At 54.2% G+C, this 25806-nt stretch carries 21 protein-coding genes; 14 read left to right on the plus strand and 7 right to left on the minus strand.

Annotated elements, in window-relative coordinates:
• Positions 1–214 precede the first annotated feature (214 nt).
• From NIM72_RS14020 to NIM72_RS14035, 4 genes are all read left to right on the plus strand, one after another.
• Positions 215–676, plus strand: coding sequence for an FxsA family protein (locus NIM72_RS14020; protein ID WP_222925504.1), 462 nt, complete (start codon positions 215–217; stop codon positions 674–676).
• Positions 677–904: 228 nt separating this feature from the next.
• Positions 905–1198, plus strand: coding sequence for a co-chaperone GroES (locus NIM72_RS14025; RefSeq protein WP_009092502.1), 294 nt, complete (start codon positions 905–907; stop codon positions 1196–1198).
• Between the two features lie 48 nt (positions 1199–1246).
• Positions 1247–2896: a chaperonin GroEL gene (gene groL, locus NIM72_RS14030; protein WP_003848314.1), complete on the plus strand. Its 1650-nt coding sequence runs from the start codon at positions 1247–1249 to the stop codon at positions 2894–2896.
• 324 nt (positions 2897–3220) lie between these two features.
• Positions 3221–3568, plus strand: a complete 348-nt coding sequence (locus NIM72_RS14035; protein WP_008925394.1) for a DUF4156 domain-containing protein — start codon at positions 3221–3223, stop codon at positions 3566–3568.
• A 52-nt stretch (positions 3569–3620) separates the two neighbouring features.
• Here NIM72_RS14035 and epmB read toward each other — a convergent pair whose 3' ends face one another.
• Entirely contained in the window at positions 3621–4649 is a 1029-nt protein-coding gene (gene epmB / locus NIM72_RS14040; RefSeq protein WP_222924700.1) for an EF-P beta-lysylation protein EpmB, read from the minus strand.
• Between the two features lie 43 nt (positions 4650–4692).
• Here epmB and efp point away from each other — a divergent pair, with 43 nt between their 5' ends.
• The 3 genes from efp to NIM72_RS14055 all read left to right on the plus strand — a co-directional run bounded on the left by efp (position 4693) and on the right by NIM72_RS14055 (position 5679).
• On the plus strand, positions 4693–5259 hold the full coding sequence (efp, locus tag NIM72_RS14045) for an elongation factor P (RefSeq protein WP_010251979.1): 567 nt from the start codon (positions 4693–4695) through the stop codon (positions 5257–5259).
• Between the two features lie 51 nt (positions 5260–5310).
• A complete protein-coding gene (locus NIM72_RS14050; RefSeq protein ID WP_003848306.1) occupies positions 5311–5442 on the plus strand; it encodes an entericidin A/B family lipoprotein in 132 nt (43 codons plus the stop codon).
• Between the two features lie 102 nt (positions 5443–5544).
• Positions 5545–5679, plus strand: coding sequence for an entericidin A/B family lipoprotein (locus tag NIM72_RS14055; RefSeq protein ID WP_003848302.1), 135 nt, complete (start codon positions 5545–5547; stop codon positions 5677–5679).
• Between the two features lie 55 nt (positions 5680–5734).
• Here the strand turns inward: NIM72_RS14055 and NIM72_RS14060 are convergent, their stop codons facing one another.
• Positions 5735–6259 carry a lipocalin family protein gene (locus tag NIM72_RS14060; RefSeq protein ID WP_061061424.1) on the minus strand — a complete coding sequence of 175 codons (525 nt, stop codon included), beginning with the start codon at positions 6257–6259 and terminating at the stop codon, positions 5735–5737.
• Between the two features lie 135 nt (positions 6260–6394).
• Between NIM72_RS14060 and epmA the strand changes: the two genes are divergently transcribed.
• Positions 6395–7372 carry an elongation factor P--(R)-beta-lysine ligase gene (gene epmA / locus NIM72_RS14065; RefSeq protein ID WP_161731772.1) on the plus strand — a complete coding sequence of 326 codons (978 nt, stop codon included), beginning with the start codon at positions 6395–6397 and terminating at the stop codon, positions 7370–7372.
• 160 nt (positions 7373–7532) lie between these two features.
• Here epmA and degS read toward each other — a convergent pair whose 3' ends face one another.
• The 3 genes from degS to zapG all read right to left on the minus strand — a co-directional run bounded on the left by degS (position 7533) and on the right by zapG (position 10569).
• Positions 7533–8594, minus strand: coding sequence for an outer membrane-stress sensor serine endopeptidase DegS (degS, locus tag NIM72_RS14070; RefSeq protein WP_161731774.1), 1062 nt, complete (start codon positions 8592–8594; stop codon positions 7533–7535).
• 89 nt (positions 8595–8683) lie between these two features.
• Complete coding sequence (gene degQ, locus NIM72_RS14075; protein WP_010251960.1) at positions 8684–10057, minus strand: serine endoprotease DegQ; 1374 nt, start codon at positions 10055–10057, stop codon at positions 8684–8686.
• A 110-nt stretch (positions 10058–10167) separates the two neighbouring features.
• Positions 10168–10569 (minus strand): Z-ring associated protein ZapG, encoded by a 402-nt coding sequence (zapG, locus tag NIM72_RS14080; protein WP_003848291.1) that lies wholly within the window; start codon positions 10567–10569, stop codon positions 10168–10170.
• Positions 10570–10747: 178 nt separating this feature from the next.
• Between zapG and zapE the strand changes: the two genes are divergently transcribed.
• The 5 genes from zapE to sspB all read left to right on the plus strand — a co-directional run bounded on the left by zapE (position 10748) and on the right by sspB (position 14400).
• The gene (gene zapE, locus NIM72_RS14085) at positions 10748–11875 is read left to right on the plus strand and encodes a cell division protein ZapE (protein ID WP_161731776.1); all 1128 of its coding nucleotides are present in this window, start codon (positions 10748–10750) and stop codon (positions 11873–11875) included.
• Between the two features lie 227 nt (positions 11876–12102).
• Complete coding sequence (gene rplM / locus NIM72_RS14090) at positions 12103–12531, plus strand: 50S ribosomal protein L13 (RefSeq protein WP_008925400.1); 429 nt, start codon at positions 12103–12105, stop codon at positions 12529–12531.
• A gap of 15 nt (positions 12532–12546) precedes the next feature.
• On the plus strand, positions 12547–12939 hold the full coding sequence (gene rpsI / locus NIM72_RS14095) for a 30S ribosomal protein S9 (protein WP_008925401.1): 393 nt from the start codon (positions 12547–12549) through the stop codon (positions 12937–12939).
• Between the two features lie 330 nt (positions 12940–13269).
• The gene (gene sspA, locus NIM72_RS14100) at positions 13270–13911 is read left to right on the plus strand and encodes a stringent starvation protein SspA (protein WP_003851135.1); all 642 of its coding nucleotides are present in this window, start codon (positions 13270–13272) and stop codon (positions 13909–13911) included.
• A 3-nt stretch (positions 13912–13914) separates the two neighbouring features.
• Positions 13915–14400: a ClpXP protease specificity-enhancing factor gene (gene sspB, locus NIM72_RS14105; RefSeq protein WP_013359871.1), complete on the plus strand. Its 486-nt coding sequence runs from the start codon at positions 13915–13917 to the stop codon at positions 14398–14400.
• 112 nt (positions 14401–14512) lie between these two features.
• On the opposite strand, the gene NIM72_RS14110 is transcribed toward sspB, so the two are convergent.
• Positions 14513–16270, minus strand: a complete 1758-nt coding sequence (locus tag NIM72_RS14110) for a sulfite reductase subunit alpha (RefSeq protein WP_222924699.1) — start codon at positions 16268–16270, stop codon at positions 14513–14515.
• Between the two features lie 185 nt (positions 16271–16455).
• A complete protein-coding gene (locus tag NIM72_RS14115) occupies positions 16456–21987 on the minus strand; it encodes a glutamate synthase-related protein (protein WP_253420820.1) in 5532 nt (1843 codons plus the stop codon).
• 887 nt (positions 21988–22874) lie between these two features.
• Between NIM72_RS14115 and arcB the strand changes: the two genes are divergently transcribed.
• Positions 22875–25226 carry an aerobic respiration two-component sensor histidine kinase ArcB gene (gene arcB / locus NIM72_RS14120; RefSeq protein ID WP_161731782.1) on the plus strand — a complete coding sequence of 784 codons (2352 nt, stop codon included), beginning with the start codon at positions 22875–22877 and terminating at the stop codon, positions 25224–25226.
• The last annotated feature ends 580 nt before the right edge of the window (positions 25227–25806 follow it).

Consider the following 25806-nt stretch of genomic DNA (forward strand, 5'->3'; position numbering starts at 1 on the left):
ATGCATAAGAAAAGCACGAATGCAGATCACTTAATGCTGCCGTCTGGTTAACGATATGTGAAGTTGGTTACAAAATTAACCCTGCAGGATAAATTTGACAGGATCGGTTGAAAATGGCGGCGCGGGTGCCCATCTCTTTTCTTATCATCCTCAGGATGAACGCTTTCTGCTGACCGGCACGCTGCCGTTCAGCCCCTACTTACAGGAGAGTACGGTGCGCTGGATACCGTTATTAGTCTTTTTTATTCTGGCCTGGATCGAGATTTCGCTCTTCATTCAGGTTGCACACGTCATGGGCGTGCTGCTGACCATGCTGCTGGTGGTCTTTACCTCGTGCATCGGGGTTTCGCTGGTTAAAAATCAGGGCATGAAGAACTTCATGCTGATGCAGGAGAAGCTGGCGCGTAACGAAAGCCCGGCCAATGAGATGATCAAAAGCGTATCACTGATCATCGCGGGCTTCCTGCTGCTGTTGCCTGGTTTCTTTACTGACTTGCTGGGCCTGCTGTTGCTGCTGCCACCGGTGCAGAAGCATCTGACGCTGAAACTGATGCCTCATCTGCGCGTCTGGCGCGGGCCGGGAGCCGGGCCTGACAGCGGCTACACTATGGATGGCGAGTTCGAGCGTAAAGACAGCAATCGCCTTGAGCATCATGACGATCACAAGGATCGTTAACTGCAGCCCCAGCTTCTGAAAGCGCAACCTTCGGGTTGCGTTTTTTATTTGCCTCATCCTCTGTTCAAAAAGCCATCACTTATTACTCGCGGGTAAAAAATTTATTGTCCGTCCCCTTGAAAGTGGGTGGCAGCGGCCCTATCTCTCTGGTCACGAGGCCGGAAGCCATGCAGCCCGGTGTTCAACCCCAAAACTGAATGATTGGACTTCTCAAAGGAGAGCTATCAAATGAAAATTCGTCCATTGCACGATCGCGTCATCGTCAAACGTAAAGAAGTTGAAGCTAAATCAGCTGGCGGCATCGTGCTGACCGGTTCTGCAGCCGGTAAATCCACCCGTGGTGAAGTTCTGGCTGTCGGCAATGGCCGCATCCTTGAGAGTGGCGACGTTAAGCCGCTGGACGTGAAGGTTGGTGACGTCGTGATCTTCAATGAAGGTTACGGTGCTAAAACCGAAAAGATCGACAACGAAGAAGTGCTGATCATCTCTGAAAGCGACATTCTGGCGATTGTTGAAGCGTAATTTTTTCGCGTAACTCACTGAACGAAACGAATTTAAGGGACAATTGAAATGGCAGCTAAAGACGTAAAATTCGGTAATGACGCTCGCGTAAAAATGCTGCGTGGCGTGAACGTACTGGCAGATGCAGTAAAAGTTACCCTGGGCCCTAAAGGCCGTAACGTGGTTCTGGATAAATCTTTTGGTGCACCGACCATCACTAAAGATGGTGTTTCTGTCGCACGTGAAATCGAGCTGGAAGACAAGTTCGAGAACATGGGCGCGCAGATGGTGAAAGAAGTGGCCTCTAAAGCGAACGACGCTGCGGGCGACGGTACCACCACGGCAACCGTACTGGCACAGTCAATCATCACTGAAGGCCTGAAAGCGGTCGCAGCGGGTATGAACCCGATGGATCTGAAGCGCGGTATCGACCAGGCAGTTATCGCTGCGGTTGAGAAACTGAAAGCGCTGTCTGTACCTTGCTCAGACTCTAAAGCGATTGCGCAGGTTGGTACTATCTCTGCTAACTCCGATGAAACCGTAGGCCAGCTGATTGCTCAGGCGATGGAAAAAGTCGGTAAAGAAGGCGTGATCACCGTTGAAGAAGGCACCGGCCTGCAGGACGAGCTGGATGTGGTTGAAGGTATGCAGTTTGATCGTGGCTACCTGTCTCCTTACTTCATCAACAAGCCAGAAACTGGCGCAATTGAACTGGAATCGCCGTTCATCCTGCTGGCTGACAAGAAAATTTCTAACATCCGTGAAATGCTGCCAGTGCTGGAAGCCGTTGCGAAAGCGGGCAAACCACTGCTGATCATCGCGGAAGATGTTGAAGGCGAAGCGCTGGCAACACTGGTGGTTAACACCATGCGCGGCATCGTGAAAGTGGCCGCGGTTAAAGCACCAGGCTTCGGCGACCGTCGTAAAGCTATGCTGCAGGATATCGCTATCCTGACCGGTGGTACCGTGATCTCTGAAGAGATCGGTATGGAGCTGGAAAAAGCGGCGCTGGAAGATCTGGGTCAGGCTAAACGCGTTGTGATCAACAAAGACACCACCACCATCATCGACGGTGTGGGTGAAGAGGCGACAATCCAGGGCCGTGTCACCCAGATTCGTCAGCAGATCGAAGAAGCAACCTCTGACTACGACAAAGAAAAACTGCAGGAGCGCGTAGCGAAACTGGCAGGCGGCGTAGCCGTTCTGAAAGTAGGCGCAGCCACTGAAGTTGAAATGAAAGAGAAGAAAGCCCGCGTTGAAGATGCGCTGCACGCAACCCGTGCTGCTGTCGAAGAAGGCGTGGTTGCTGGTGGTGGTGTGGCGCTGGTTCGCGTTGCCGCACAGCTGGCCGATCTGCGTGGTCAGAACGAAGATCAGAACGTCGGTATCAAAGTTGCGCTGCGCGCAATGGAATCTCCACTGCGTCAGATCGTCTCTAACGCCGGTGAAGAGCCATCCGTTGTTGCTAACAACGTGAAAGCGGGCGACGGTAACTACGGTTACAATGCGCAGACTGAAGAGTACGGCAACATGATCGACTTCGGTATCCTGGACCCAACCAAAGTGACCCGTTCTGCTCTGCAGTACGCGGCCTCTGTTGCGGGTCTGATGATCACCACCGAATGTATGGTCACTGACCTGCCAAAAGGCGACGCACCTGATTTAGGCGGCGGCGCTGGCGGTATGGGTGGCATGGGCGGTATGGGCGGCATGATGTAATTGCCGTTGACTGCTTAAGTCATCACAGAACCCCCGATCGGAAACGGTCGGGGGTTTTTCTTTTGGGCAGGAAAATAGTATAAGTAGTGGCGCAATCGTTCGTCTTTCCTCTTGATATCTCCCGCTGTCTGCTCGCTGACTGTTACCGCCCTGCCAGATTGACTTACGGCCGTAAGCTCATCGGAAAGCGCAAAGCTGTCAGCCTGAACACAGTATGAAATATTGAGGTGATATAACGGGATTAAGGCAATGAATGTTCAGAAAAAAGCGATCTTTTTCTGCTACGCTGCCACCCGACTCTGATGATAATAAATGGGGATTACAATGCGGATTAACCTCTTGCTCGGACTGACGGCTGGCGCGTTATTGCTGGCGGGCTGCAGCAGCTCTACGCAACTCTCTTCAGCAGGACAGCGCGTGACGTTTACCGATCAGCAGCCTGGCAATAACTGCCAGCTTCTGGGCAATATCACCGGCTCACAGAGCAACTGGCTGAGCGGGGCTGGCGGCGAAACCAGCGCGCTGCGCGGTGCAGCCAATGACCTGCGCAATCGCGCAGCGGAGATGGGCGGCAACGTCATTTACGGTGCAACCAGCCCGACGCAGAATCTGTTGTCCGCGTTCGCGCCACTCGACAGCAAAATGACCGGCCAGGTATATAAGTGCCCATAATGTGACTCGGGCGCCTGCTTTGTTGAATCGGCCAGCTTTTCGCTGGCCGTTTTTATTCCTGACGTAACTGTAAATCCAGCGGTGTTTTACTTGGCTCCCCACCAATTTCTCGCGCCAGCTTTGGCACCAGATAACCCGAGACCTGTGACAGCAGCGCACGCACCAACTGACGGGCTTCCTCATCAGACACAAAGAAGTGCGCGGCACCCTGTACCTTATCCAGTACGTGCAGATAATAAGGCAGGATACCCGTATCAAACAGCGCATTGCTCAGCGTGGCCAGCGTCCGGGCATTATCATTGACGCCACGCAACAGCACACTCTGATTCAACAGGGTGACACCGGCACGCTTCAGGCTGCTCATCGCCTCACGCAGCTCATCATCAATCTCCTGCGCATGGTTGATGTGCGTCACCATCAGCACCTGCAGGCGGGTTTCGCTGAGCATCTGACAGAGCTGATCGGTGATGCGCGCCGGTATCACTACCGGTAAACGACTGTGGATGCGCAGACGCTTCACGTGCGGGATCGGTTCCAGCGCCGCGAGCAGCCAGGCAAGCTCATGATCTTTCGCCATCAACGGATCGCCGCCGGAAAAAATGATCTCATCCAGCTCAGGATGATCGGCGATATAGTCCAGCGCAGCCTGCCAGCTACGCTTGTTGCCGGGATTGTCCTGATAGGGAAAATGACGACGAAAGCAGTAGCGACAGTTGACGGCGCAGCCGCCTTTTACCAGTAATAATGCCCGGTTTCGGTATTTATGCAGCAATCCAGGTACAACGTTGCTTTGTTCATCGAGCGGATCGGTGCTATAACCTGGCGCATCGATGAATTCCTGACGGCGGGTCAGCACCTGAAGCAGCAGCGGGTCGTGCGCATCGCCTTTTTTCATCCGGCGGATGAACGCATGCGGAACACGCAGGGCGAAAAGACGCCGCGCATCCGCGCCCTCAGCCAGCTCAGTGTGCTGATCAAGGGCTAAAATCCGCAGTAATTCATCAGGTTCAGTGACAACATCCGCAAGTTGCTGCAACCAATCTTCTCTGGAAGGTGTTTTTAGGGTTACAATGTGTGCCATTTTTTTGGCTTAGTACCAGTGTCAATTTTCGTAGAGGGCCTTCATGGCGACTTATTCTAGCAACGATTTCCGTCCCGGTCTTAAAATCATGTTTGAAGGCGAGCCGTATGCCATCGAATCCAGTGAGTTCGTTAAACCGGGTAAAGGTCAGGCATTCGCACGCGTTAAAATGCGTCGCCTGCTGACGGGTTCTCGCGTTGAGAAAACTTTTAAATCTACCGACTCCGCCGAAGGCGCAGATGTAGTAGATACCAACCTGAACTACCTGTACAACGACGGTGAGTTCTACCACTTCATGCACCCGGAAAGCTTTGAGCAGTTCCAGGTTGAAGAGAAGACGGTAAGCGATGCAGCAAAATGGCTGCAGGATAACGCTGAATGTATCGTTACGCTGTGGAACGGTCGTCCAATTGCCGTTCAGCCGCCGAACTTTATCGAAGCCGAAGTTATCGAAACCGATCCAGGCCTGAAAGGTGATACGGCGGGTACTGGCGGCAAGCCAGCCAAGCTGTCTACCGGCGCCGTGGTGAAAGTGCCATTGTTCGTTCAGGAAGGCGAAGTGGTCAAAGTTGACACCCGCTCTGGCGAATACGTGTCACGCGTAAAATAAGATTCGCAGGCGCATCTTCTGATGCGCCTTTTTCTTGTCTGAGAGAAAAAAATGATCAAGCTGGCAAAATTAATCGCATTCGCGTTGCTGGTCTCTTCTGCGCTTAGCGCCTGCAACACATTCCACGGTTTTGGCGAAGATGTCTCCCACTTAGGCGGTGCCATTTCGCGTGCGGCAAAATGACCTTAACTGATTGTCCTTTTTAGAGTCCCGCTAGCAGCAACTGCCTGAAATCCGGCTATGCTTAAAGCGCTGTACTTTACATCCATCAAAAAGGACATTGTTATGTTAAAGAAAAGTATTGCCGCAATCTTCTCTGTACTGGTGCTCTCTTCTCTGCTGACGGCGTGTAATACCACGCGTGGCGTCGGTGAAGATGTTGAAGCGGGTGGCCAGGCGATTCAGAACAGCACGAAGTAACCTGTTATTCCAACCGGTACGAAAGACTTTTCGTACCGGCTTGTCATATTCTGCACTATTTCTGTTTTACCCAGATTAACTCTTCGACCGGGAAACCATCCCGACGCGCCTGTTCAACCAGTTTCTCTTTCACGCCCGGCTCCAGTTGGGGTGTCCGTGACAGTATCCAGAGATAGTGGCGATTCGGGCCGCACACCAGCGCATAGCGATAGTCGGGATCCAGTGCGATAACGTTATAGCCGCCGTAGAAGGGGCCAAAGAAAGAGACTTTCAGTGACGCACGCTGGGGTTCACCAGTGAAGTAGGCTTTACCGACGCTTTCCTGCCAGCGCTGCTTTTTGACGTTATAGCCACGATTGATCACTTTCAGACCGCCATCTTCACGCGGGCTGTAGTTTGCCGTCACCTGCTCAAGGCCACGCTCAAAGGGGTGGTTAAGGCGGGCAATCTCATACCACTGACCGAGGTAGCGCTGGCTGTCAAAGTTATCAACGACCGTGACGTTCTTTGGCGGCGTGGTGCTACAGGCAACAGAGAGAAAAGCACTCAGGCTGGCAACAACTGTTTTCCATGGAGACATAGTGGGATTCCTTTGTGATTTAACCGCTTAAGTATAGAAGCCGAAACGCTGTTTTTGGCAGCACGGGCACGAGATTGTTTGCCGCAGGCATTGCAGGTAGACTTCCCCCCCTAATTTGTATCAGGAGTCATCACCATGAGCGAAACGGCAAGCTGGCAACCAAGCGCACCCATCGCCAATTTGTTAAAACGCGCCGCTATTTTAGCCGAAGTGCGTCGTTTCTTTGCCGATCGCGGCGTGCTGGAAGTCGATACGCCGGCGATGAGCCAGGCAACGATTACCGATATCCATCTGGTGCCGTTCCAGACGCGTTTTGTCGGGCCTGGTGCAGCGCAGGGTCGCGATCTCTGGCTGATGACCAGCCCGGAATATCATATGAAACGCCTGCTGGCGGCGGGCAGTGGCCCGATCTACCAGATGGCGCGCAGCTTCCGCAATGAAGAGGCGGGGCGTCACCACAACCCCGAATTTACCATGCTGGAGTGGTACCGGCCGCATTACGATATGTACCGTCTGATGAACGAAGTCGATGATCTGATGCAGCAGGTGCTGGAGTGTGACAGCGCCGAGTCGCTCTCTTATCAGCAGGCATTTATCCGCCATCTGGAGCTGGATCCGCTGTCAGCGGATAAAGCGCAGTTGCGAGAAGCTGCTGAAAAGCTGGGTGAAGGCGAGCTGGCGCGCGCAGAAGAGGATCGCGATACCTTGCTGATGCTGCTGTTTATGCTGGGTGTGGAACCAAAGATTGGTCAGGATAAACCCTGCTTCGTTTATCACTTCCCGGCCAGCCAGGCGGCACTGGCGGAGATCAGTACGGAAGATCACCGTGTGGCTGAACGTTTCGAGGTCTATTACAAGGGCATTGAGCTGGCGAACGGTTTCCGTGAACTGACCGACAGCCGTGAGCAGCGTCAGCGCTTTGAGCAGGATAACCGCCGCCGTGCGGCGCGCGGCCTGCCTGTGCATCCTATTGATACTTATCTGCTGGATGCGCTGGCGCATGGTATGCCAGCCTGTTCCGGGGTCGCGCTGGGTATTGATCGCCTGATCATGCTGGCGTTGAAAGCGGAGTCATTGAGTGAAGTGATCGCGTTTCCGGTGGATCGTTGCTAAAAGTCCGGATGAAAAGGGCAGGGATGGCCCATCTGACCGCAAAGGAATCCTGCATCCCTGCAGGGCGGCCTCGCCATCCTGACTCGGACGCTTTGCTCTTCAGATGGGCCACCCCTGCCCGTCAGGCTAAGGCATTGCTGATAGTCTAAAACCCCGCCAATCAGCTGCTGCTGTCAGGAAACTCCTGAATGGTGACCGGCAGCGTCAGCTTCTGATCGTTTCGCAGCACCTGCACATCAATTACTGAACCCGGACGAATTTCTGCCACCTGATCCATGGTCTCCTGCGCGGAGATGGCCGGCTTGCCATTAACGCTGAGCAGCACATCGTTGGCCTGAATCCCGGCTTTATCCGCTGGCCCATCTGGCGTGACCACGCTGACAATAATGCCCTGAACCCGATCCAGATTGCTGCCCTGTCCATGCAGCGGCGGTAACTCACGCCCGGTAATGCCGATATAGCCGCGGATCACCCGGCCATCACGAATCAGCTTGTCCATGATTTTTGAGGCTAAGACGGTTGGAATGGCGAAGCCAATCCCTTCCGGGGTTTCACCATCATTGCTCTTATCAAACGTCAGGGTGTTAATGCCCATCAGCTCGCCGAGTGAGTTAATCAGCGCACCGCCGGAGTTACCCTGATTGATTGAGGCATCGGTCTGCAGGAAGTTCTGCCGGCCTGACGAACTCAGGCCTACGCGGCCTGTGGCGCTGATAATACCCTGCGTTACCGTCTGACCGAGGTTATAGGGGTTACCGATTGCCATTACCACATCGCCGATATGCGGCTGCCGGTTGGGATTAATCGGGATAACAGGCAGGCCAGAAGCCGTAATCTTCAGTACGGCCAGATCGGTCATGCCATCGGAACCCACCAGCGTCGCTTCAAAGAAGCGGCCATCCTGCAATGCCACGATAATCTGATCGGCATTGTTGATCACATGCTTGTTGGTAAGGATGTAGCCTTTTGTATTCATGATCACCCCTGAGCCCAGGGTGGTGATGCCACGATTGTTGTTGCCGTGGGCGCTGCGGTTGTAAACGTTCACAACGGCAGGCACGGCGCGGCGCACCCCCTGATTGAAGCTAAAGGGCGTTTCGTCGGTAATATTGTCGTGGTTATAGAGGGCGTCGCTGCCCATACGCAGTGCAGGCAATGCTGCGAGCAAAATACCCGCCACAATCAGGCCCAGCACCACGGCACGCAAAAGTTTAAGAAACATGGTGTTAAATCACGCCAGGGGAGATCGCAGGGGAGAATAACATGAGAGCGGCGGACACACACGCGCTTGTGTCCGCCGTAATGCGAGGTTTATCTCAACAACAGATAGATACTTTCATCGCCGCGCACCACATTCAGTGCCAGTACCGGCGGTTTTCCTTCCAGAATTTTACGCATTTCTGCAATCGTCTGAACACGATTGCGGTTAACGCCGATAATCACATCATCTTTCTGCAGGCCAACCTGTTCGGCTGGCGTACCTTTTTCGATGGTATCGACCTTCACGCCTTTATCACCGGTTTTGGTCTGTCCATCACTCAGGGTTGCGCCCTGAAGTGCAGGTGACATCAGCTGAGCGCTGGCGGTACTCTGGGCGCTCTGTTCCAGCGTGACGGTAACGGTTAGCGGCTTACCTTCGCGCAGCAGGCCAAGTTTAACCTGCTCGCCTGGCGGCGTGGTGCCCACTTTGACGCGTAACTCAGCGAAGCTGGTAATCGGCTTATCGTTGATCGACGTAATGATATCGCCTGACTTCACGCCCGCTTTCTGCGCGGCAGATTGCGGTAAGACTTCAGAGACAAAGGCGCCGCGCTGTGCATCGACATTGAATGCTTTAGCCATATCGGCTGTCATTTCAGTGCCTTTGATGCCGAGCTGACCGCGCTTCACTTCACCAAATTTAATCAGCTGCTGCGCGAGGTTCATCGCCATATCACTCGGGATAGCAAAGCCGATACCGATGTTACCGCCGCTGGAGGCCAGAATCGCAGTGTTGATACCGATCAGCTCACCGTTAAGGTTGACCAGCGCACCGCCTGAGTTGCCACGGTTGATCGCAGCATCGGTCTGAATAAAGTTTTCCAGCCCTTCCAGGTTCAGGCCGCTGCGGCCCAGCGCAGAAATAATCCCGGAGGTGGCGGTCTGCCCCAGACCAAACGGGTTACCGATCGCCACGGCGAAATCACCCACTTTCAGCTGGTCAGAGTCCGCGACTTTCACCTGCGTGAGGTTTTTAGCGCCCTGAATCTGAATCAGCGCGATATCGGTCTGCTCATCATGGCCGATTAGTTTGGCTTCATATTCGCTGCCGTCGCCAAGCTGTACGTTGATCTTATCCGCACCGTTGACCACGTGATTGTTGGTCAGCACGTAACCTTTCGCGGCATCAATGATGACGCCAGAACCTAAGCCTTCAAACGGCTGTGGCTGACTATTTCCGCCAGGCATCTGGCCGAAAAAACGCTTCAGGGGTTCAGGAATATCCTGAGCCTGTGCACCCGAATCAGTGCCTTCAACGTGAACACTGACCACGGCAGGTAACACTTTTTCCAGCATCGGTGCCAGACTTGGCAGCGGCTGGCCCGCAATTTGTGCTGGTAGCGTTGCCATCGCGTCTGGTGCGGCGGCAAGGCTCATCCCAATACTCAGGGCTAATGCGCTAAACAGGCGTGCTTGTTTTTTCATTGCTACAACGCTCTCGCTGCAAAAGGTGGGAAGAATTAATGAGTGTGACAGTCGTTTGCGGTCAGGGTTCGCAAAAACAGCGGGCGCAGACAGGCTGCGCCCCAAAAAGATTAGTCGCGGGCAGGGCGCTCGCCACGCAGTAAACCGGATGCGCCTTCAGAGTAGTCGCGCGGCATCTGCACCGGCACCTGATCGTTGTCCGCTTCAGCTTCAGTCAGCTGATAGGCAAACGGATTTTTCTGGCCAGGCAGATTTGGCAGCAGGTCATTCGAGCCTTTTGCCATATGCTGATAGAGCTGACGATAGTCACGCGCCATGTTGTCCAGCAGCTCCGCACTCTGTGCGAAGTGGTTGGTCAGCTCTTCGCGATAATCAGCCAGCTCCGCTTTCGATTTTTCCAGCTCGTACTGCATGCTGCGCTGCTCACGCAGCTTTTTGTTGCCAAAACGCATGGCGACTGCGCCGACAATAATACCTACCACTAAACCAATTAGCCCGTATTCCCAGGTCATAATGACTCCCGTGTTTTTTCCATTGTTCCGTAGGGCGTTGCACCATTTCAATAATAGTCACTATACCCGTTAATCTTATGGATGTGGAACTCCGGAGCAGCATGGCTTAGTGTAGAACGGCCTTTTTTTCAGCAACCGTGGTATCAATCAGACACCATTCAGGGACTTTGAAACAATAATGCAAACCTCAACTCCGCTTGCACGCTATGAGCAGGCGCTGTCGCAGGGCGAATTCAGGCCCGATGACGTACAACGTGAAGCGATTACCCGTTTAGACGCGCTGCAGCAGGCGCTGGTTGCCCGGCAACAATCCGCCGCGCCTTCCTCATCCGGCCTGCTGGGGCGCCTCTCTAAATTGATTGGCAAAGAGAAAAACGAAACGGTACAACCGGTACGCGGGCTCTATATGTGGGGCGGTGTCGGTCGCGGTAAGACCTGGGTTATGGATCTCTTTTTTCAGTCTATTCCTGGCGATCGCAAACTGCGCCTGCACTTCCACCGCTTTATGCTGCGGGTGCACGAAGAACTGACACAGCTTCAGGGCCAGAGCGATCCGTTGCTGATCGTGGCGGACAAATTCAAAGCCGAAACCGACATCCTCTGTTTTGATGAGTTTTTTGTCTCCGATATCACCGATGCAATGCTGCTGGGCACGCTGATGGAAGCGCTGTTTGAACGCGGTATTGCGCTGGTCGCCACCTCGAACATTCCGCCGGACGATCTCTATCGCAATGGTTTGCAGCGTGCACGCTTCCTGCCTGCTATTGAGCAGATAAAACGGCACTGTGATGTGATGAATGTGGATGCGGGTATCGACTACCGGTTACGCACGCTGACCTCCGCACATCTGTGGAACTTCCCGCTCAACGCAGAGACGCATGCCGAGATGGGCCGGATGTTCAAAGCACTGTCAGGCAGTCAGCCTGAAGCGGCACCGGTTCTGGAAATTAATCATCGCCAGATGCCGACGCTGGGCGTCAGCGAAGGCGTACTGGCGATTAATTTCACGACCCTGTGTGGAGAGGGCCGCAGCCAGCATGACTACATTGCGCTGTCGCGCCGTTTTCACAGCGTGCTGCTGTATGACGTGCCGGTGATGATTTATAAAACCGAAGATCAGGCGCGCCGTTTCCTGGCGCTGGTCGATGAGTTCTATGAACGTCATGTGAAGCTGGTGGTCGCGGCAGAAACGTCCCTGACCGAGATTTATCAGGGCACGCGACTGAAATTTGAATACCAGCGCTGTTTATCGCGACTTCAGGAGATGCAGAGCGAAGAGTATCTGCGTTTGCCACACCTGCCGTGAGAATAAACAGGATAAATACCGAAATAGGGTTCGATTTTTGTAACCGACTTCTCTATAATCTTGCGACCCCACGTTACAGCAAAGGATTTTTTTCCCAAATCCTCTGTGTTCCAGTAACTCTATCCGAAGGGGTGGCTTGCTGGTCAAAATGGTCGTGTGAGCCTCATTCGTTTACTTAAGCGTTTGGGATTTCACCAACGTGTAACTTAATTTGGGTAAGCTTTTCGATGAAAACTTTTACAGCTAAACCAGAAACCGTCCAACGTGACTGGTTTGTAGTTGACGCAACGGGCAAAACTTTGGGTCGCCTGGCGACTGAACTGGCGCGCCGTCTGCGTGGTAAGCATAAAGCGGAATATACTCCGCACGTTGATACGGGTGATTACATCATCGTTCTGAACGCAGAAAAAGTTGCTGTAACCGGCAACAAGCGTACTGACAAGATCTACTATCACCACACTGGTCACATCGGTGGTATCAAACAGGCGACCTTTGAAGAGATGATTGCTCGCCGTCCTGAGCGTGTGATTGAGATCGCGGTTAAAGGCATGCTGCCGAAGGGCCCGCTGGGTCGTGCTATGTACCGTAAACTGAAAGTTTACGCAGGCAACGAGCACACCCATGCGGCACAGCAACCGCAAGTTCTTGACATTTAATCGGGATTAAAGGCAATGGCTGAAACTCAAAACTACGGCACTGGTCGCCGCAAAAGCTCTACCGCTCGCGTATTCATTAAGCCGGGTAGCGGTAACATCGTAATTAACCAACGTTCTCTGGAACAGTACTTCGGTCGCGAAACTGCCCGCATGGTAGTTCGTCAGCCGCTTGAGCTGCTGGACCTGGTTGGTAAATTCGATCTCTATGTCACTGTTAAAGGTGGCGGTATTTCTGGTCAGGCTGGTGCGATCCGTCACGGTATCACCCGCGCTCTGATGGAATACGACGAATCACTGCGTGGCGAACTGCGTAAAGCAGGCTTCGTTACTCGTGATGCGCGTCAGGTTGAACGTAAGAAAGTCGGCCTGCGTAAAGCACGTCGTCGTCCTCAGTTCTCCAAGCGTTAATTGTTTGCAGCTCCGGCTGTGGCAATTGGCTCAAAAAACCCGCTTCGGCGGGTTTTTTATTTTCTGCCTTCCCACGACTTCCCGCGAAAACCGTAACGTCGCGCTCAATTTACCTGCAAAGATTCATTACTCGCCCACAAGCAGCCTAAAATCTGGTAAACTCTGTGTCACTTTGCGCCCGCAGGCCGGTGCGTTATGCGCCTTCCCACTGTCGGGGCGTCAGTATCTGTGACGCGGCTAACCAGGTTGCGTGCGAGTTCGATAAGCTGGTGAATCGCCGTGTGGTTGGCTATTCGCAGTATCTTTTTGTGAACAAACTTGGAGGTTTTCATGGCTGTCGCTGCCAACAAACGTTCGGTAATGACGCTGTTTTCTGGTCCTACTGACATTTTCAGCCATCAGGTACGTATTGTCCTGGCGGAGAAGGGTGTCAGCGTAGAGATCGAGCAGGTCGAAATGGATAACCTGCCGCAGGATCTGATTGACCTCAATCCGTATCGCACGGTACCAACGCTGGTAGATCGTGAGCTGACGCTGTATGAATCACGCATCATCATGGAATATCTGGATGAGCGCTTCCCGCATCCGCCACTGATGCCGGTTTATCCGGTTGCCCGTGGTGACAGCCGACTGATGATGCATCGCATCGAGCAGGACTGGTACAGCCTGATGCGGAAAGTCGAGAACAGCACGGGTCAGGAAGCCGAAGCCGCACGCAAGCAACTGCGTGAAGAGCTGCTGGCCATCGCGCCACTGTTTGGCCGTACGCCTTACTTCATGAGCGAAGAGTTCAGTCTGGTCGATTGCTACCTGGCGCCGCTGTTATGGCGTCTGCCGTCAATGGGCATCGATCTGATCGGCTCGGGTTCAAAAGAGCTGAAAGGTTACATGAACCGTGTATTTGAGCGTGACTCTTTCCTTGCTTCATTGACTGAAGCTGAACGTGAAATGCGCCTGCAAGCCCGGGCTTAACGTATGGAAATGTCGCAACTTACTGCACGTCGTCCCTATCTGCTGCGCGCCTTCTATGACTGGTTGCTCGACAACCAGCTGACGCCGCATCTGGTGGTCGACATTAATCTGCCGGGTGTGCAGGTGCCGCTGGAGTATGCGCGTGATGGTCAGATTGTCCTGAACATTGCGCCACGTGCTGTCGGTAACCTCGACCTGGCCAATGATCAGGTGTCGTTCAACGCCCGCTTTGGTGGCGTTCCTCGCCAGGTTAACGTGCCGATGGCGGCGATTCTGGCGATCTATGCACGTGAAAACGGTGCCGGAACGATGTTTGAACCGGAACCAGCCTATGAGCTGGGAATGCAGGAAGCGTCAGAGGGTCAGGAAGAGACTATGATGTCCGTGATTGATGGCGACCGTCCTGACGATGCCAGCGATGACGAGACGCCGCCTGATGACGATCCACCACCACGTGGCGGACGGCCTTCACTGCGCGTCGTGAAATAGCCGTGACATAATCGTGAATACCCGTCCATGCGACGGGTATTTTTTTGCCTGTCAGCCATAAAAAAATCCGGCTGCCTGCGCAAGCCGGATTTTTATCAGCAGACCTTCGCGATCAGTAAACGTCGCGCAGGTAGCGTTTCTCTTTCTTCAGCTGATCGACATAGTCCGCAGCACGCTCGGTAGAGAGACCACCAAACTGACGAACCACTTCATACAGCGCATTATCCACATCCTTCGCCATACGTGAGGCATCACCACAGACGTAGAAGTACGCTCCTTCCTGCAGCCATGCATAAAGCTCTGCGCCCTGTTCCAGCATCCGGCTCTGTACGTAGATCTTCTTCTCCTGATCGCGCGAGAACGCCAGATCCAGACGGGTCAGCAAGCCGTTATCCCGCCAGGCCAGCAGCTCATCCTGATAGATAAAATCATGTTCCTGATGCTGATCGCCGAAGAACAGCCAGTTTTTGCCCTGCGCGCCGGTTGCCTGGCGCTCCTGCAGGAAGGCACGGAATGGGGCGATACCAGTACCCGGTCCCACCATGATCAACGGTGCGCTGTTATTGGCAGGGACGCGGAATGCTTTATTGGGTGAGATAAAGATGGCGGGCTTCTCACCACGACGCACGCGCTCGGCCAGATAGGTCGAGCAGACGCCACCGCGATTACGGCCGCCACTGTGATAACGCACCGAGGCAACGGTCAGATGTACCTGGTTAGGGTGTGCTTTAGAACTGGATGAAATAGAGTAAGCACGATGCTGCAGCGGGCGCAGCAGGGCAACAAACTCAGGCACCGCCAGCGTGCGTGTCAGCTCAAGCTGCAGCAGGTCGAGGGTATCTTTGCCCCACAGCCAGACGCCCAGTGCATCTTTATCATCATGCTGTAAGACATGACGCAGTTCCTGATTGGTCGTGTTCTGCCCAACCCATTCGATTAACTTGCGTGACGGCTCAGAGATTTCAAACTGATAGGTCAGCAGGTCGCCGAGGCTGCGGTCAAAGCCAGGTACTGGTGTCTGGTAATCAGCATTAAGCTGCGTCAGCAGCAGGCTGACCAGTGACGGCTCGTTGACCGGAATCACGCCCAGCGCATCGCCCGCTTCATACTTCAGGCCGCTGTCCGACAGGTCGAATTCGAAATGACGAATATCTTTGGCTGACTGCTCGCCTGACAAACGCTTGTTGGTGATCAGCGCGGCGGCATACGGATTCGATTTGTTACTGCCTGGGATGACTGGCGCTTCAGGCGCGCTCTCCAGCACAGTGCCGCTGCTGCCTGCGCTGGCGGCAAACTGTGGCATTGAGCTGTTCAGCCACTCGCTGGAAGGTTCTTCGTAGTCGATATCACAATCGATACGATCAACCACGCGTTTCGCACCCAACTGCTCAAGGCGCATATCAATGAACTTGCCTGCCTGACAGAAGCCATCGTAGCCGGTATCGCCAATCGCCAGTACGGCGAAATGCATCTGCTCCAGACGCGGTGCGGTACTGGCAGAGATCGCATCCCAGAACAGCTGTGCGTTGTCCGGCATCTCACCTTCACCATAGGTCGAGGTGACGATCAGCACATGACGCATGGTGGCAAACACGTCGAGATCGACATCGCCCAGCGCCTGCACCACCGGCACCAGGCCTTTCGCACGGGCAGATTTTGCAGCAGTCTGCGCCAGCGCTTCGGCATTGCCGGTCTGGGAGCCGTAAAGAATATGCAATTGCGTGGTCGCGGCTGCGCCTGTACCCGCGGCAGGTTGCTGCTTGTCTTCTAATACCAGCAAACGGGAGTGAAGCCCCGCGAGAAAGCCAGCCAGCCAGTACTTCTGATCGCCATTAAAAGGTGCATCTTCTGGAATATAAGGAATTTTCATGGGTACTTTTACTCAATCCCGTTCTCGCCCGATATCAGTGGCGTTCCCCGGTCTGAAAGCGGTTCCGCCTCCCCGCGCCGCAGCGTGTGCAGCATGGGAAAGCGGTTCAGCCTCTGTCCGGTACAACGATTAATCCGGGCAATGATCAATTAATAATATTCAGTTCAGCCTGATCAGTATCACTGTCAGGAGAGTTTACCCACCGCAGCGGCGATTTCCGGCAATGCCGCACGTGCAAACAGCTCTTCAAAGTCAGGCAGGTGGCCCAGCACTTCCCGGTTACAGGCATCCTGATACATGATCCAGCCGTAGGTCGCCAGACTGTCCATGGAGCGGATGTTACGTTGCGTCAGCGCCGCTTTGTAATCTGACATGCGTTTGGTACCGATCAGACTCGCCAGTTCGTCATCGCTGTAACTCTCGATGGCCGAACGGGCATGACGCTGCAGCTTGCTCACCAGCGAAAAGTCTTCAGTCATCAGCAGATTACGCACCGCTTTTTCCACCGCCGCATCTTCAACAGGTGTACCTTTCGGCAACTTCGCCAGTGCCAGCTGCTGGGCAAAACTCAGCACGGTGTAGTTGTTCAGCAGGACAAACATCTCCTGCGTATCGGTTGCGCCATAAGCCGGGACGGCACCGTTGGCGATGGTTTTACCCTGACGCCACGCGGCTTTGAATTTCGCTACCTGATGGCCTGCCAGTGCTGTCGACAGCTCTTCGAGCAGATCTTTACGGCTCTTGGCTTTGAGGATCTCGCCGCCATCCTGATAGAGCAGCAGCGAGCGCGGCATCACGTAAACAAAATGGTGACACTCGGTTTCCCAGTTCTCCAGCAGCCAGGCGGCACGCGGCGATTTGGTCGCTTCCAGATGCCAGTTCAGCATGGTCAGCACTGCCTGCTTGTGCACCTGCGCCATCTCATCCTGATCGGCAATCGAGCCGAACCGCACTGAATCACCGGCAGCGTGACTGGCCAGCGATCCATACGGATCGTACTGGTAAGCAAAGCCGCCGCTCATGCCGTTGCCAAATCCTTTACCAAAGGTGCCCAGGTTAAGAATGGCACCGTTAGTCATGTATTCGCAGCAGAAGTCACCGACGCCTTCAACCACGGCCGTTGCGCCTGAGTTACGCACCGCGAAGCGATCACCAGCCTGACCCTGCACGAATAGACGTCCGCCAGTTGCGCCGAACAGCGCAAAGTTACCAATCAGCACGTTGCCGTCGCCATCCTGCGCGCCGCCGCCCGGTGACATGACAATCAGCTCACCGCCACACTGTCCCTTGCCGACGCCATCATTACAGGTGCCGTAGTGGGCCAGCTGCATGCCATCGTTGCAGAACGCGCCAAATGACTGACCAGCAGAACCGGTGGTGGAAATTTTTACGCTCTCAGGGGCCAGATAACGGCGGCCGCGATCGTCGGTCATCACCGCAGGCATCGCCTGCAACTGCGCCGCACTCAGTTCATGGTTCAGCATGCGTTCAATGTCGATCGCTAACTGGCCGCCCACACTTTTGTTGCGGTTGTTCAGCACGATGCCGTTGCCCAGTGCGACGTCGGTATTGCCCTGATCGACCAGTGCTGATTTCAGCTGCTCAACCCAGCCGTCATCCAGCTCAAAATCTTTTTCCAGATAAACCGGCTTGTCGATTTTCAGCTCAGGTACCACGGTCAGCATGGCGCGTAAGTCGAGTTTGCCGACTTCCAGTGGATGATCCATCAGGTGCAGCAGGTCAGAGCGACCTCGAGCCTCACGCAGGGAACGCAGGCCCATGCGAGCCAGAATCTCACGCACTTCATGTGCCACATTGAGGAAGTACTGTGCCAGCTGACGCGGATCGCCATCAAAGGCTTCGGCATTAGTGGTTAAACCAGCAGGGCACTTAACGTTGCAGTTTTTCGCCATCACGCATTTCAGCATCATCAGCGCCGTCGTACCGAACTCAAAACTGTCACCGCCCAGCAGAGCAGATTTCACCACGTCGCTGCCGGTCTGCTGCGCGCCAGAGCAGCGCAGCTGCACTTTATCGCGCAGGCCGTTGGCGCATAGCGCCTGATGGACTTCAGCGATGCCGATTTCCGCCACGCGTCCGGTATATTTCAGGCTGGTCACCGAGGCAGCACCGGTACCGCCGGTGTTTCCCGCGACGTTAATCACGTCTGCACCGGCTTTGGCTACGCCAACCGCGATGGTGCCGATCCCTTCAGAGGAGACCAGTTTGACGATAACGCGTACCCGCGCCGCTTTGCAGTCGTGGATCAGCTGCGCCAGATCTTCGATGGAGTAGGTATCGTGATGCGGCGGCGGCGAGACCAGTTCAACGCCAGGCGTACCGCCACGGGCCGCAGCAATCTCGACGGTCACTTTGGCCGCCGGTAACTGACCACCTTCGCCAGGTTTCGCACCCTGACCAATTTTAATCTCCAGCTCTTCCAGCATCGGATCCGCCAGATAGGCAGCCCAGACGCCGAAACGCCCCGAAGCCAGCTGTTTGATACGGGAGGCACGGATGGTACCGTGACGGGAATAATGCTCGCCGCCTTCACCGCAGTTACTCATGCCGCCGACCATGTTGGTGCCGTGTGCGACCGCTTCATGAGCCGGAGCGACCAGTGCACCATGGCTCATTGCCCCGGAAGCAAAGGTACGGGTAATTTCGCAGGCTGGCTGCACTTCACTTAGCGGCAGTGAGGGCAGGGTAGTAAAAATACGTGACAGATAATCTGCCGCTTTACCGTACGCCGTCACTTTCAGACCGCCAGTGACCACGTCGCTGCTCTCGATATCGTCGCCGAAGCGGGATTTCAGGGCGCGGGACAGGTTCTGCAAACGTTCACTCTCTGGCTTCAGCCCCTCAATCGCATCGGTCAGACGCAGCATAAAGTGATTCAGGCTGCCATCTACCGCTTCACACTCCATGCCGCGAATAGCAAAGCCGTTGTTGGTCAGTGAGTAGCGCCCAAGCTTACGGCGGAACTCCGCTTCGCTGTCGATGTGGGTCAGGTCAGCCGGGAAGGTCAGGATGTCGCGCAGGGCCGCCGGGCGACGTTTACGCTCTTCATACATCAGACTTGAGAACTGGCGATAATCGGCCGTAATCGCAAAGTTGTTGATCACGTCATCCGGAATGCGCTCGAAGCTGCTGTCCTTAAACGTCTCTGGCTTGATGCCAAAGGCGTTATCCAGTTTTGCCAGCGTCATCAGTCGGATGAAGTTGTCCTCTTCGCGCGCTTTGTCGGCAAAGCGAATCGGCTCTTCAGTCATGTCGATGAAGGTGCGCACGGCGATGGTACCGTAGGAGTGACCGGCGCCTTCGGCACGCTCTTTGAACAGGCCCAGCAACGGCACTTCAGACTCGCCCTGAATCTTCAGCGCGCTCTGATGCCAGTCAACGGCCATTGCCGCGATGGCTGCAAAGCCTGCGCCACCCACCGGGGTTTTGATATTCGGGAAATACTTTTTCAGCACCGGATCATCAGTGTTGAGGAAGTTAGGCTCAAAGAATTCACCGCTGCTGTAACTCTCAACGGTACAGAGACCGACTTTGCCCATGGTTTTCATCAGGGCTTTTTCAGCGGCTTTGGCATAGCGCTTAAAGGCTTTGTTACCTTCTTCACCTTCACCAAATTTCTCCTCTGCACGCATCTGTACACCCAGTGGATAGATAGCGGAAGCTCCGAAGCCGAGGGTGGCAGCTATGTGATGCGAGGAGATGCTCTGGCCGCTTTCCACTACCAGAGAAACATCCAGACGCAGACCTTCCTGCACCAGGCGCTGGTTGATGGCAGAAACCACCAGCAGCATCGGGATTGCGGCGTGCGTTGACGAGATGTGACGATCGGTAAGCACGGCGATGCCACCCTGTGCACGGGCAAAATCCACTACCTGTTGCGCCAGGTCATCAATCGCTTTTTCCAGCGCATTGGCGTTCGCGGTGGTGCTCAGCAGATCTTTGCCGATTACCGGCTCATAGAGCATTTCAAAGCGCGCATAAGGGGCGATGGTCTGCTCGCGCAAACGCAGCATATCAAGATGGCTGAGGATGGGGGTCGGTACCACAATCTGACGCCCCTTGCTGCGGCCCAGATGGGGTTTCGCACCCAGCGCGACACGCAGCGTCATGCCATCCACTTCGCGGATTGAGTCCAGCGGTGGGTTGGTCACCTGAGCAAAGCGCTGAGAGAAGTAGTGCGCCATGCCGCCTTCATGATCGGATAAACCGTTAATGGCGTTACCGTAACCCATCGCGGAGATTTTCTCTGCGCCGGTATTCAGCATCGGGTCCATCATGAACTTGAAGCTTTCCTGGTTGTAGTAGTAAGCCACAAAGCGCTGATAGGTTTTCAGATCGCCGCGATAACGAAGTGGTGAACCCTGCTGTTCAGCCGGGATCTCAGGCAGATCGTCAAGACCGACGCGGGCTTCACGCAGCAGCGCCGAATAATCTTTCTCTGCAGCCAGTTTTTCCAGCGCCTGCAGCGTGGTGTAGCTGCGTTTTTCACGATGATCGAAATAGAGCATGCCGCCTGCTTCGATACGGCCACGACGCAACACGCTTTCCGGTGGGAAGGCGATCTGGCCGGCTTCTGACATCGCCCCAATATACTCCGCCGTTTCAACTGAACGCAGTGGACGCAGGCCAAGACGGTCAAGGCGGGCACCAATTACTTCGCCGTTGCCGAAGATTAATGCCGCCGGCCCGTCGTTTTTCTCTTCATAAAGAGAGAAATACTCCAGCATGTCACGCACTTCTGCTGGCAGTGAACTGTCGTTTTCCCAGGCGGGCGGCATCATTGAAACCACGGCGGTGATGAGATCGAGATTATCTTCCATCAGACGGCTGTGGATACTCTGATCCAGACGTGAGCTGTCGGACTGACCTTTCGGCCGCACGATTTTCTTGCCACGGGCCAGTGCCAGCGCGGACTCAGCGATGCGGTTTTTACGGTCCGTGTTCAGCTCACCGTTATGTGCCATCAGGCGAAACGGCTGGGCCATCGTGGTATGCGGATCGGTGTTGGTGGAGAAGCGGGTATGGAAAAACAGCCCGCGCACCTGATGATCAGGATCGGTCAGATCTTTGAAGTAGGGGATCACTTCATTGGAGTTCAGACGAGCTTTAAACACCTGGGTACGCGACGACAGCGACAGCGGATAGAGGCCACCAAATTCACTTTCGGTAAACGCGCGGGCTTCAATCGTTAACAGGGCGCGGTAGATGCGTTGTTCGAAGTCGTTCTGGTCAACCACGTCCTGTGGCGCAGTGAAAATCCACTGCAGAATCGGTAACTGAAACTGTACGGCGGCCGGACGGGTCACGCTGCTGTCGAGCGGCATGTCACGCTTCATGATCACCGGCAGGCCAAAGCTGCTGAGTGTCTCATCTACCAGACGTTCAGCATTCGCGCGCAGCGCAGCATCTTTCGGCACAAAGAAGTTGCCGACGCCAAAGCGGCCTGCTTCCAGCGGCTGGCCGGTAATCTTGCGGAAGAAGTGCAGGGAAAGGTCAACGTTGACCCCCGCGCCGTCGCCAACGCCTTCCGCTGACATACCGCCGCGGTGAGGTACCGTGCACAGGGCGCTATGCGCCATCTGCAGAATTTCGTGGGTCTGCTCGCCGTCCTTGCGCGTAATGAAACCTACACCACAGCTGTCACTGCCTGCTGTCGGATCATACAAGCCATAGGATTGAGGTTTTTTAGTGGACATTGAGGGTCTCCTTAACTGCTTTGACATTACCTGCACTGTTTCAGGGTCTGAGCGCAACGAGCGCTATCATTTTCATCGCCATGCTCTGTCGAGCGCGCGTCATAGCCCTGAGCATTTCTCTCCAGACATCGATAAAACGTCCTTAATTGAGCTGCTCTCTGATTTCCGGTCTCTTAAAGGAGATGACTTAAACCGCGCGGGAGTCTTCTTGTTGCATAGATATGCCGAGACAATGGCCCGTCTGGAAAGCTTTCAGCGGATTTCCAACTTATCGGGAAAGAGTAATCAGGTCAAATAGGGCGGTCAGACAAGGTAAATAGGTGTTTTATGTGATTAAGTTTATGAATTAATGGGTTTTTAAGGTTTAAAATGTATCACTCTGTAGCCTGGCGATAGGCCCATAAATGTGAACTGACTCACTGTAGTGCAGGCGTCAGATCTCTGCACCATGCTGGTGACGGGGTGTTAGACAGCATTAAATGCTGTTCAGAACCGTTGATGCATAGCATGTATCTGTTTTTCTTATGTCCGTCTATTTGAATGAAACAGCGGTTGGTTATAAGAAAAATTAATCAACACGGGCGTGCTTAAAACAGCATTTAAGTTGAATGGGTATGCATGTAAACAAGGTGTGCCTGCGCAACAGGACATTGCCAGGATATTGAAAACAGGCCATACGGAGAAATCACGGATTCGATGGCGGCATTACAGATTATTCATTTGGCACAATCAGTCAAGGGTTTTAAGCCCTTTGTCCTTAACGTCGCCGATCGGCTATGCGAATGCACCATAAAAGCGCATTTGATCCCGTATCTCCACGCGACGTGCCGGGACGCCAGCAGGCTAACTACGCTATTATGAGGCTGTTTCTCTTCCAGGGAGTTGTTATGAAACAAATTCGTCTGTTGGCGCAGTACTACGTTGATTTAATGGTCAAGCTTGGGCTGGTGAGGTTCTCACTGTTGCTGGCATCTGCGCTGGTGGTGCTGGCGATGATTGTCCAGATGGCGGTTACGATGGTACTGCGGGGTCATGTCGAGAGCATTGACGTGGTGCGTTCGGTCTTCTTCGGGTTGCTGATTACGCCCTGGGCGGTCTATTTTCTGTCGGTGGTGGTCGATCAGCTGGAGGAGTCGCGTCAACGGCTGGCACGGCTGGTGGATAAGCTGGAAGAGATGCGAACCCGCGACCTGGAACTGAACCAGCAGATGAAAGAGACCATCACGCAGCTGAATCAGGAGATCAGTGATCGTAAGAAGGCGGAGCTGGCTCGCGAACAGGTGATGGACAAGTTGCGTGAAGAGGTGACGCGTCGCGAGCAGGCACAGATTGAGCTGGAGCAGCAATCCTCCTTCCTGCGCTCCTTCCTGGATGCTTCGCCTGACCTGGTTTTCTATCGCAACATTGATAAGCAGTTCTCCGGCTGTAATCGCGCGATGGAACTGCTGACCGGTAAAAGCGAAAAACAGCTGATTGGCCTGACGCCACGCGATATCTACGACGATGAAGCGGCAACGAAGGTGCTGGAAACGGACGAGAAAGTGTTCCGTCATAACGTCTCGCTGACCTATGAACAGTGGCTGCAATATCCCGACGGGCGCAAAGCCTGTTTCGAGATCCGTAAAGTGCCTTATTACGACCGCGTCGGTAAGCGCAGCGGACTGATGGGTTTTGGTCGCGATATAACGGAGCGTAAGCGCTATCAGGACGCGCTAGAGAACGCCAGCCGGGAGAAGACCACCTTTATCTCTACGATCAGCCACGAGCTTCGTACGCCGCTTAATGGCATTGTCGGCCTGAGTCGCATTCTGCTGGATACCGACCTTAACCAGGAACAGCTGAAATATCTGAAGACCATCCACGTCTCTGCCATCACGCTGGGCAACATCTTTAATGATGTGATTGAGGTGGACAAAATCGAGCGCCGCAAAGTGCAGCTGGATAATCAGCCCCTCGACTTTACCGGTTTCCTCGCCGATCTGGAAAATCTTTCCGGCCTGCTGGCCCAGCCAAAAGGACTGAAGTTTGTGCTTGCGCCGCAACTGCCGCTGCCGCATATGATTTCGACGGACGGAACGCGTCTGCGTCAGATTCTGTGGAACCTGATTGGTAACGCCGTGAAGTTCACTCAGCAGGGCGAAATCGTGGTGCGGGTAGTCTATGAGCAGGACGAAACGCTGCGCTTTGAGGTGCAGGACTCCGGTATGGGTATTCGTCAGGAGGAGCAGGATAAGATCTTTGCGATGTACTATCAGGTCAAAGATCAGCATGGCGGTAAACCGGCGACCGGCACCGGTATCGGGCTGGCGGTTTCACGTCGTCTGGCGCAGGCGATGGGCGGTGACATCCGCGTACACAGCGCACCAGGACAGGGATCATGCTTCACGGTTGAGATCAAAGCGCCACGCATTGCTGAAGAGGTGGAAGATGAAGGCCTGGACGACAGCCTGCCACTCCCGGCGCTGCACGTGCTGCTGGTGGAAGATATTGAGCTGAATGTGATTGTGGCGCGCTCGGTGCTTGAGAAGCTGGGTTGCAGCGTCGAAGTCGCCATGACCGGTAGCGAAGCGCTGGCGATGTTCGACCCACTGGAGTTTGATCTGGTGCTGCTGGATATTCAACTGCCCGATATGACCGGACTGGATGTCTCGCGTGCGATTCGCCAGCAGTATCAGGGAACGCATCTGCCACCGCTGGTTGCGCTGACCGCCAACGTGCTTAAAGACAAAAAAGAGTATTTCGATGCGGGAATGGATGATGTTCTGAGCAAACCGCTGGCAGTGCCGGCCCTGACCGCAATGATCAAAAAATACTGGGATTATCAGGCAGATTCGGAAGAGGAAACCGCAGATGCCAGCGACGACAAAACCCGGATGCTGCTGGATGTGGCGATGCTCGAACAGTATATCGAGCTGGTTGGTCCGGGCCTGATTACCCAAAGCCTGACGATGTTTGAAAAGATGATGCCGGACTATCTTGCTGTGCTGGAATCGAATCTGATGGCGCGCGATCAGAAAGGCATTGCTGAAGAGGGGCACAAGATTAAAGGGGCGGCGGGTTCGGTCGGGCTGCAGCGTTTGCAGATGCTGGCGAAACAGATTCAGAGTCCTGAATTACCGGCGTGGTGGGACAACGTTGTTGAATGGATTGACGAGCTGAAGCATGAGTGGCGACACGATGTGCAGGTATTGCGCGACTGGGTGGCAGAGCAGGGTCAGTCATATCCCGGAAAAAAATGACCCCAGCCGAGGCCGGGGTGCGCGAATACTGCGCCAACACCAGGGAAAGCATTGCGGCCGCTATGATTTGAATAATTAATGCAGCCGCAGGGTATTGGTTAACACTGACATCACCTTAGCAAATTCATCTTCTCATGCGACAAGATTCATTAAAATTTGTGATATTGAGCAGCGTTTAAATACAGAAAACATTAATTTGGCAACACAGTCAAGCAAGGAATCATTTTCTCTGCTGCGTTGCTTATATTTTAATCAAATTTGTGGTTTTTTGTGTGGTTTTGACGCGGCTCAGCTCCAAAGCAAAGGCTGAGCCGCAGTAAATTAAGCTGGCATTAACATCTGCCTCCTGAGGCAGGCTAACGCGCTGATATTGCAAGTGACCGCCCTGAAATGACACGAATTATCCAAAACGATTTGGAATGATAAAAAAGAATCTAAAACTTTGCCCTTTCATTGCGCTGACATCATTGTGCTTGCTGAAAGTCACCAGGGCCATAGCAACGTTGAGTGATGCTGTTAAGCGCTGTTTATTTATACGTTATAAGCATGATTCTGTTTAAGCTTTGGGCGGCTCATCATT

It is taken from the genome of Pantoea sp. B550, assembly GCF_024158165.1.
GTDB classification, from domain to species: Bacteria; Pseudomonadota; Gammaproteobacteria; order Enterobacterales; family Enterobacteriaceae; genus Pantoea; species Pantoea alfalfae.

Excerpts from the sequence above, each read along its gene's own strand:
- sspB (WP_013359871.1), top strand. The coding sequence starts at position 13,915 with ATGGAAATGTCGCAACTTACTGCACGTCGTCCCTATCTGCTGCGCGCC.
- zapE (WP_161731776.1), top strand. The coding sequence starts at position 10,748 with ATGCAAACCTCAACTCCGCTTGCACGCTATGAGCAGGCGCTGTCGCAG.
- NIM72_RS14055 (WP_003848302.1), top strand. The coding sequence starts at position 5,545 with ATGTTAAAGAAAAGTATTGCCGCAATCTTCTCTGTACTGGTGCTCTCT.
- zapG (WP_003848291.1), bottom strand. The coding sequence starts at position 10,569 with ATGACCTGGGAATACGGGCTAATTGGTTTAGTGGTAGGTATTATTGTC.
- groL (WP_003848314.1), top strand. The coding sequence starts at position 1,247 with ATGGCAGCTAAAGACGTAAAATTCGGTAATGACGCTCGCGTAAAAATG.
- efp (WP_010251979.1), top strand. The coding sequence starts at position 4,693 with ATGGCGACTTATTCTAGCAACGATTTCCGTCCCGGTCTTAAAATCATG.
- NIM72_RS14115 (WP_253420820.1), bottom strand. The coding sequence starts at position 21,987 with ATGTCCACTAAAAAACCTCAATCCTATGGCTTGTATGATCCGACAGCA.
- NIM72_RS14050 (WP_003848306.1), top strand. The coding sequence starts at position 5,311 with ATGATCAAGCTGGCAAAATTAATCGCATTCGCGTTGCTGGTCTCTTCT.
- degQ (WP_010251960.1), bottom strand. The coding sequence starts at position 10,057 with ATGAAAAAACAAGCACGCCTGTTTAGCGCATTAGCCCTGAGTATTGGG.
- NIM72_RS14060 (WP_061061424.1), bottom strand. The coding sequence starts at position 6,259 with ATGTCTCCATGGAAAACAGTTGTTGCCAGCCTGAGTGCTTTTCTCTCT.
- NIM72_RS14025 (WP_009092502.1), top strand. The coding sequence starts at position 905 with ATGAAAATTCGTCCATTGCACGATCGCGTCATCGTCAAACGTAAAGAA.
- epmB (WP_222924700.1), bottom strand. The coding sequence starts at position 4,649 with ATGGCACACATTGTAACCCTAAAAACACCTTCCAGAGAAGATTGGTTG.
- degS (WP_161731774.1), bottom strand. The coding sequence starts at position 8,594 with ATGTTTCTTAAACTTTTGCGTGCCGTGGTGCTGGGCCTGATTGTGGCG.
- NIM72_RS14035 (WP_008925394.1), top strand. The coding sequence starts at position 3,221 with ATGCGGATTAACCTCTTGCTCGGACTGACGGCTGGCGCGTTATTGCTG.
- sspA (WP_003851135.1), top strand. The coding sequence starts at position 13,270 with ATGGCTGTCGCTGCCAACAAACGTTCGGTAATGACGCTGTTTTCTGGT.
- NIM72_RS14110 (WP_222924699.1), bottom strand. The coding sequence starts at position 16,270 with ATGAAAATTCCTTATATTCCAGAAGATGCACCTTTTAATGGCGATCAG.
- arcB (WP_161731782.1), top strand. The coding sequence starts at position 22,875 with ATGAAACAAATTCGTCTGTTGGCGCAGTACTACGTTGATTTAATGGTC.
- rplM (WP_008925400.1), top strand. The coding sequence starts at position 12,103 with ATGAAAACTTTTACAGCTAAACCAGAAACCGTCCAACGTGACTGGTTT.
- epmA (WP_161731772.1), top strand. The coding sequence starts at position 6,395 with ATGAGCGAAACGGCAAGCTGGCAACCAAGCGCACCCATCGCCAATTTG.
- rpsI (WP_008925401.1), top strand. The coding sequence starts at position 12,547 with ATGGCTGAAACTCAAAACTACGGCACTGGTCGCCGCAAAAGCTCTACC.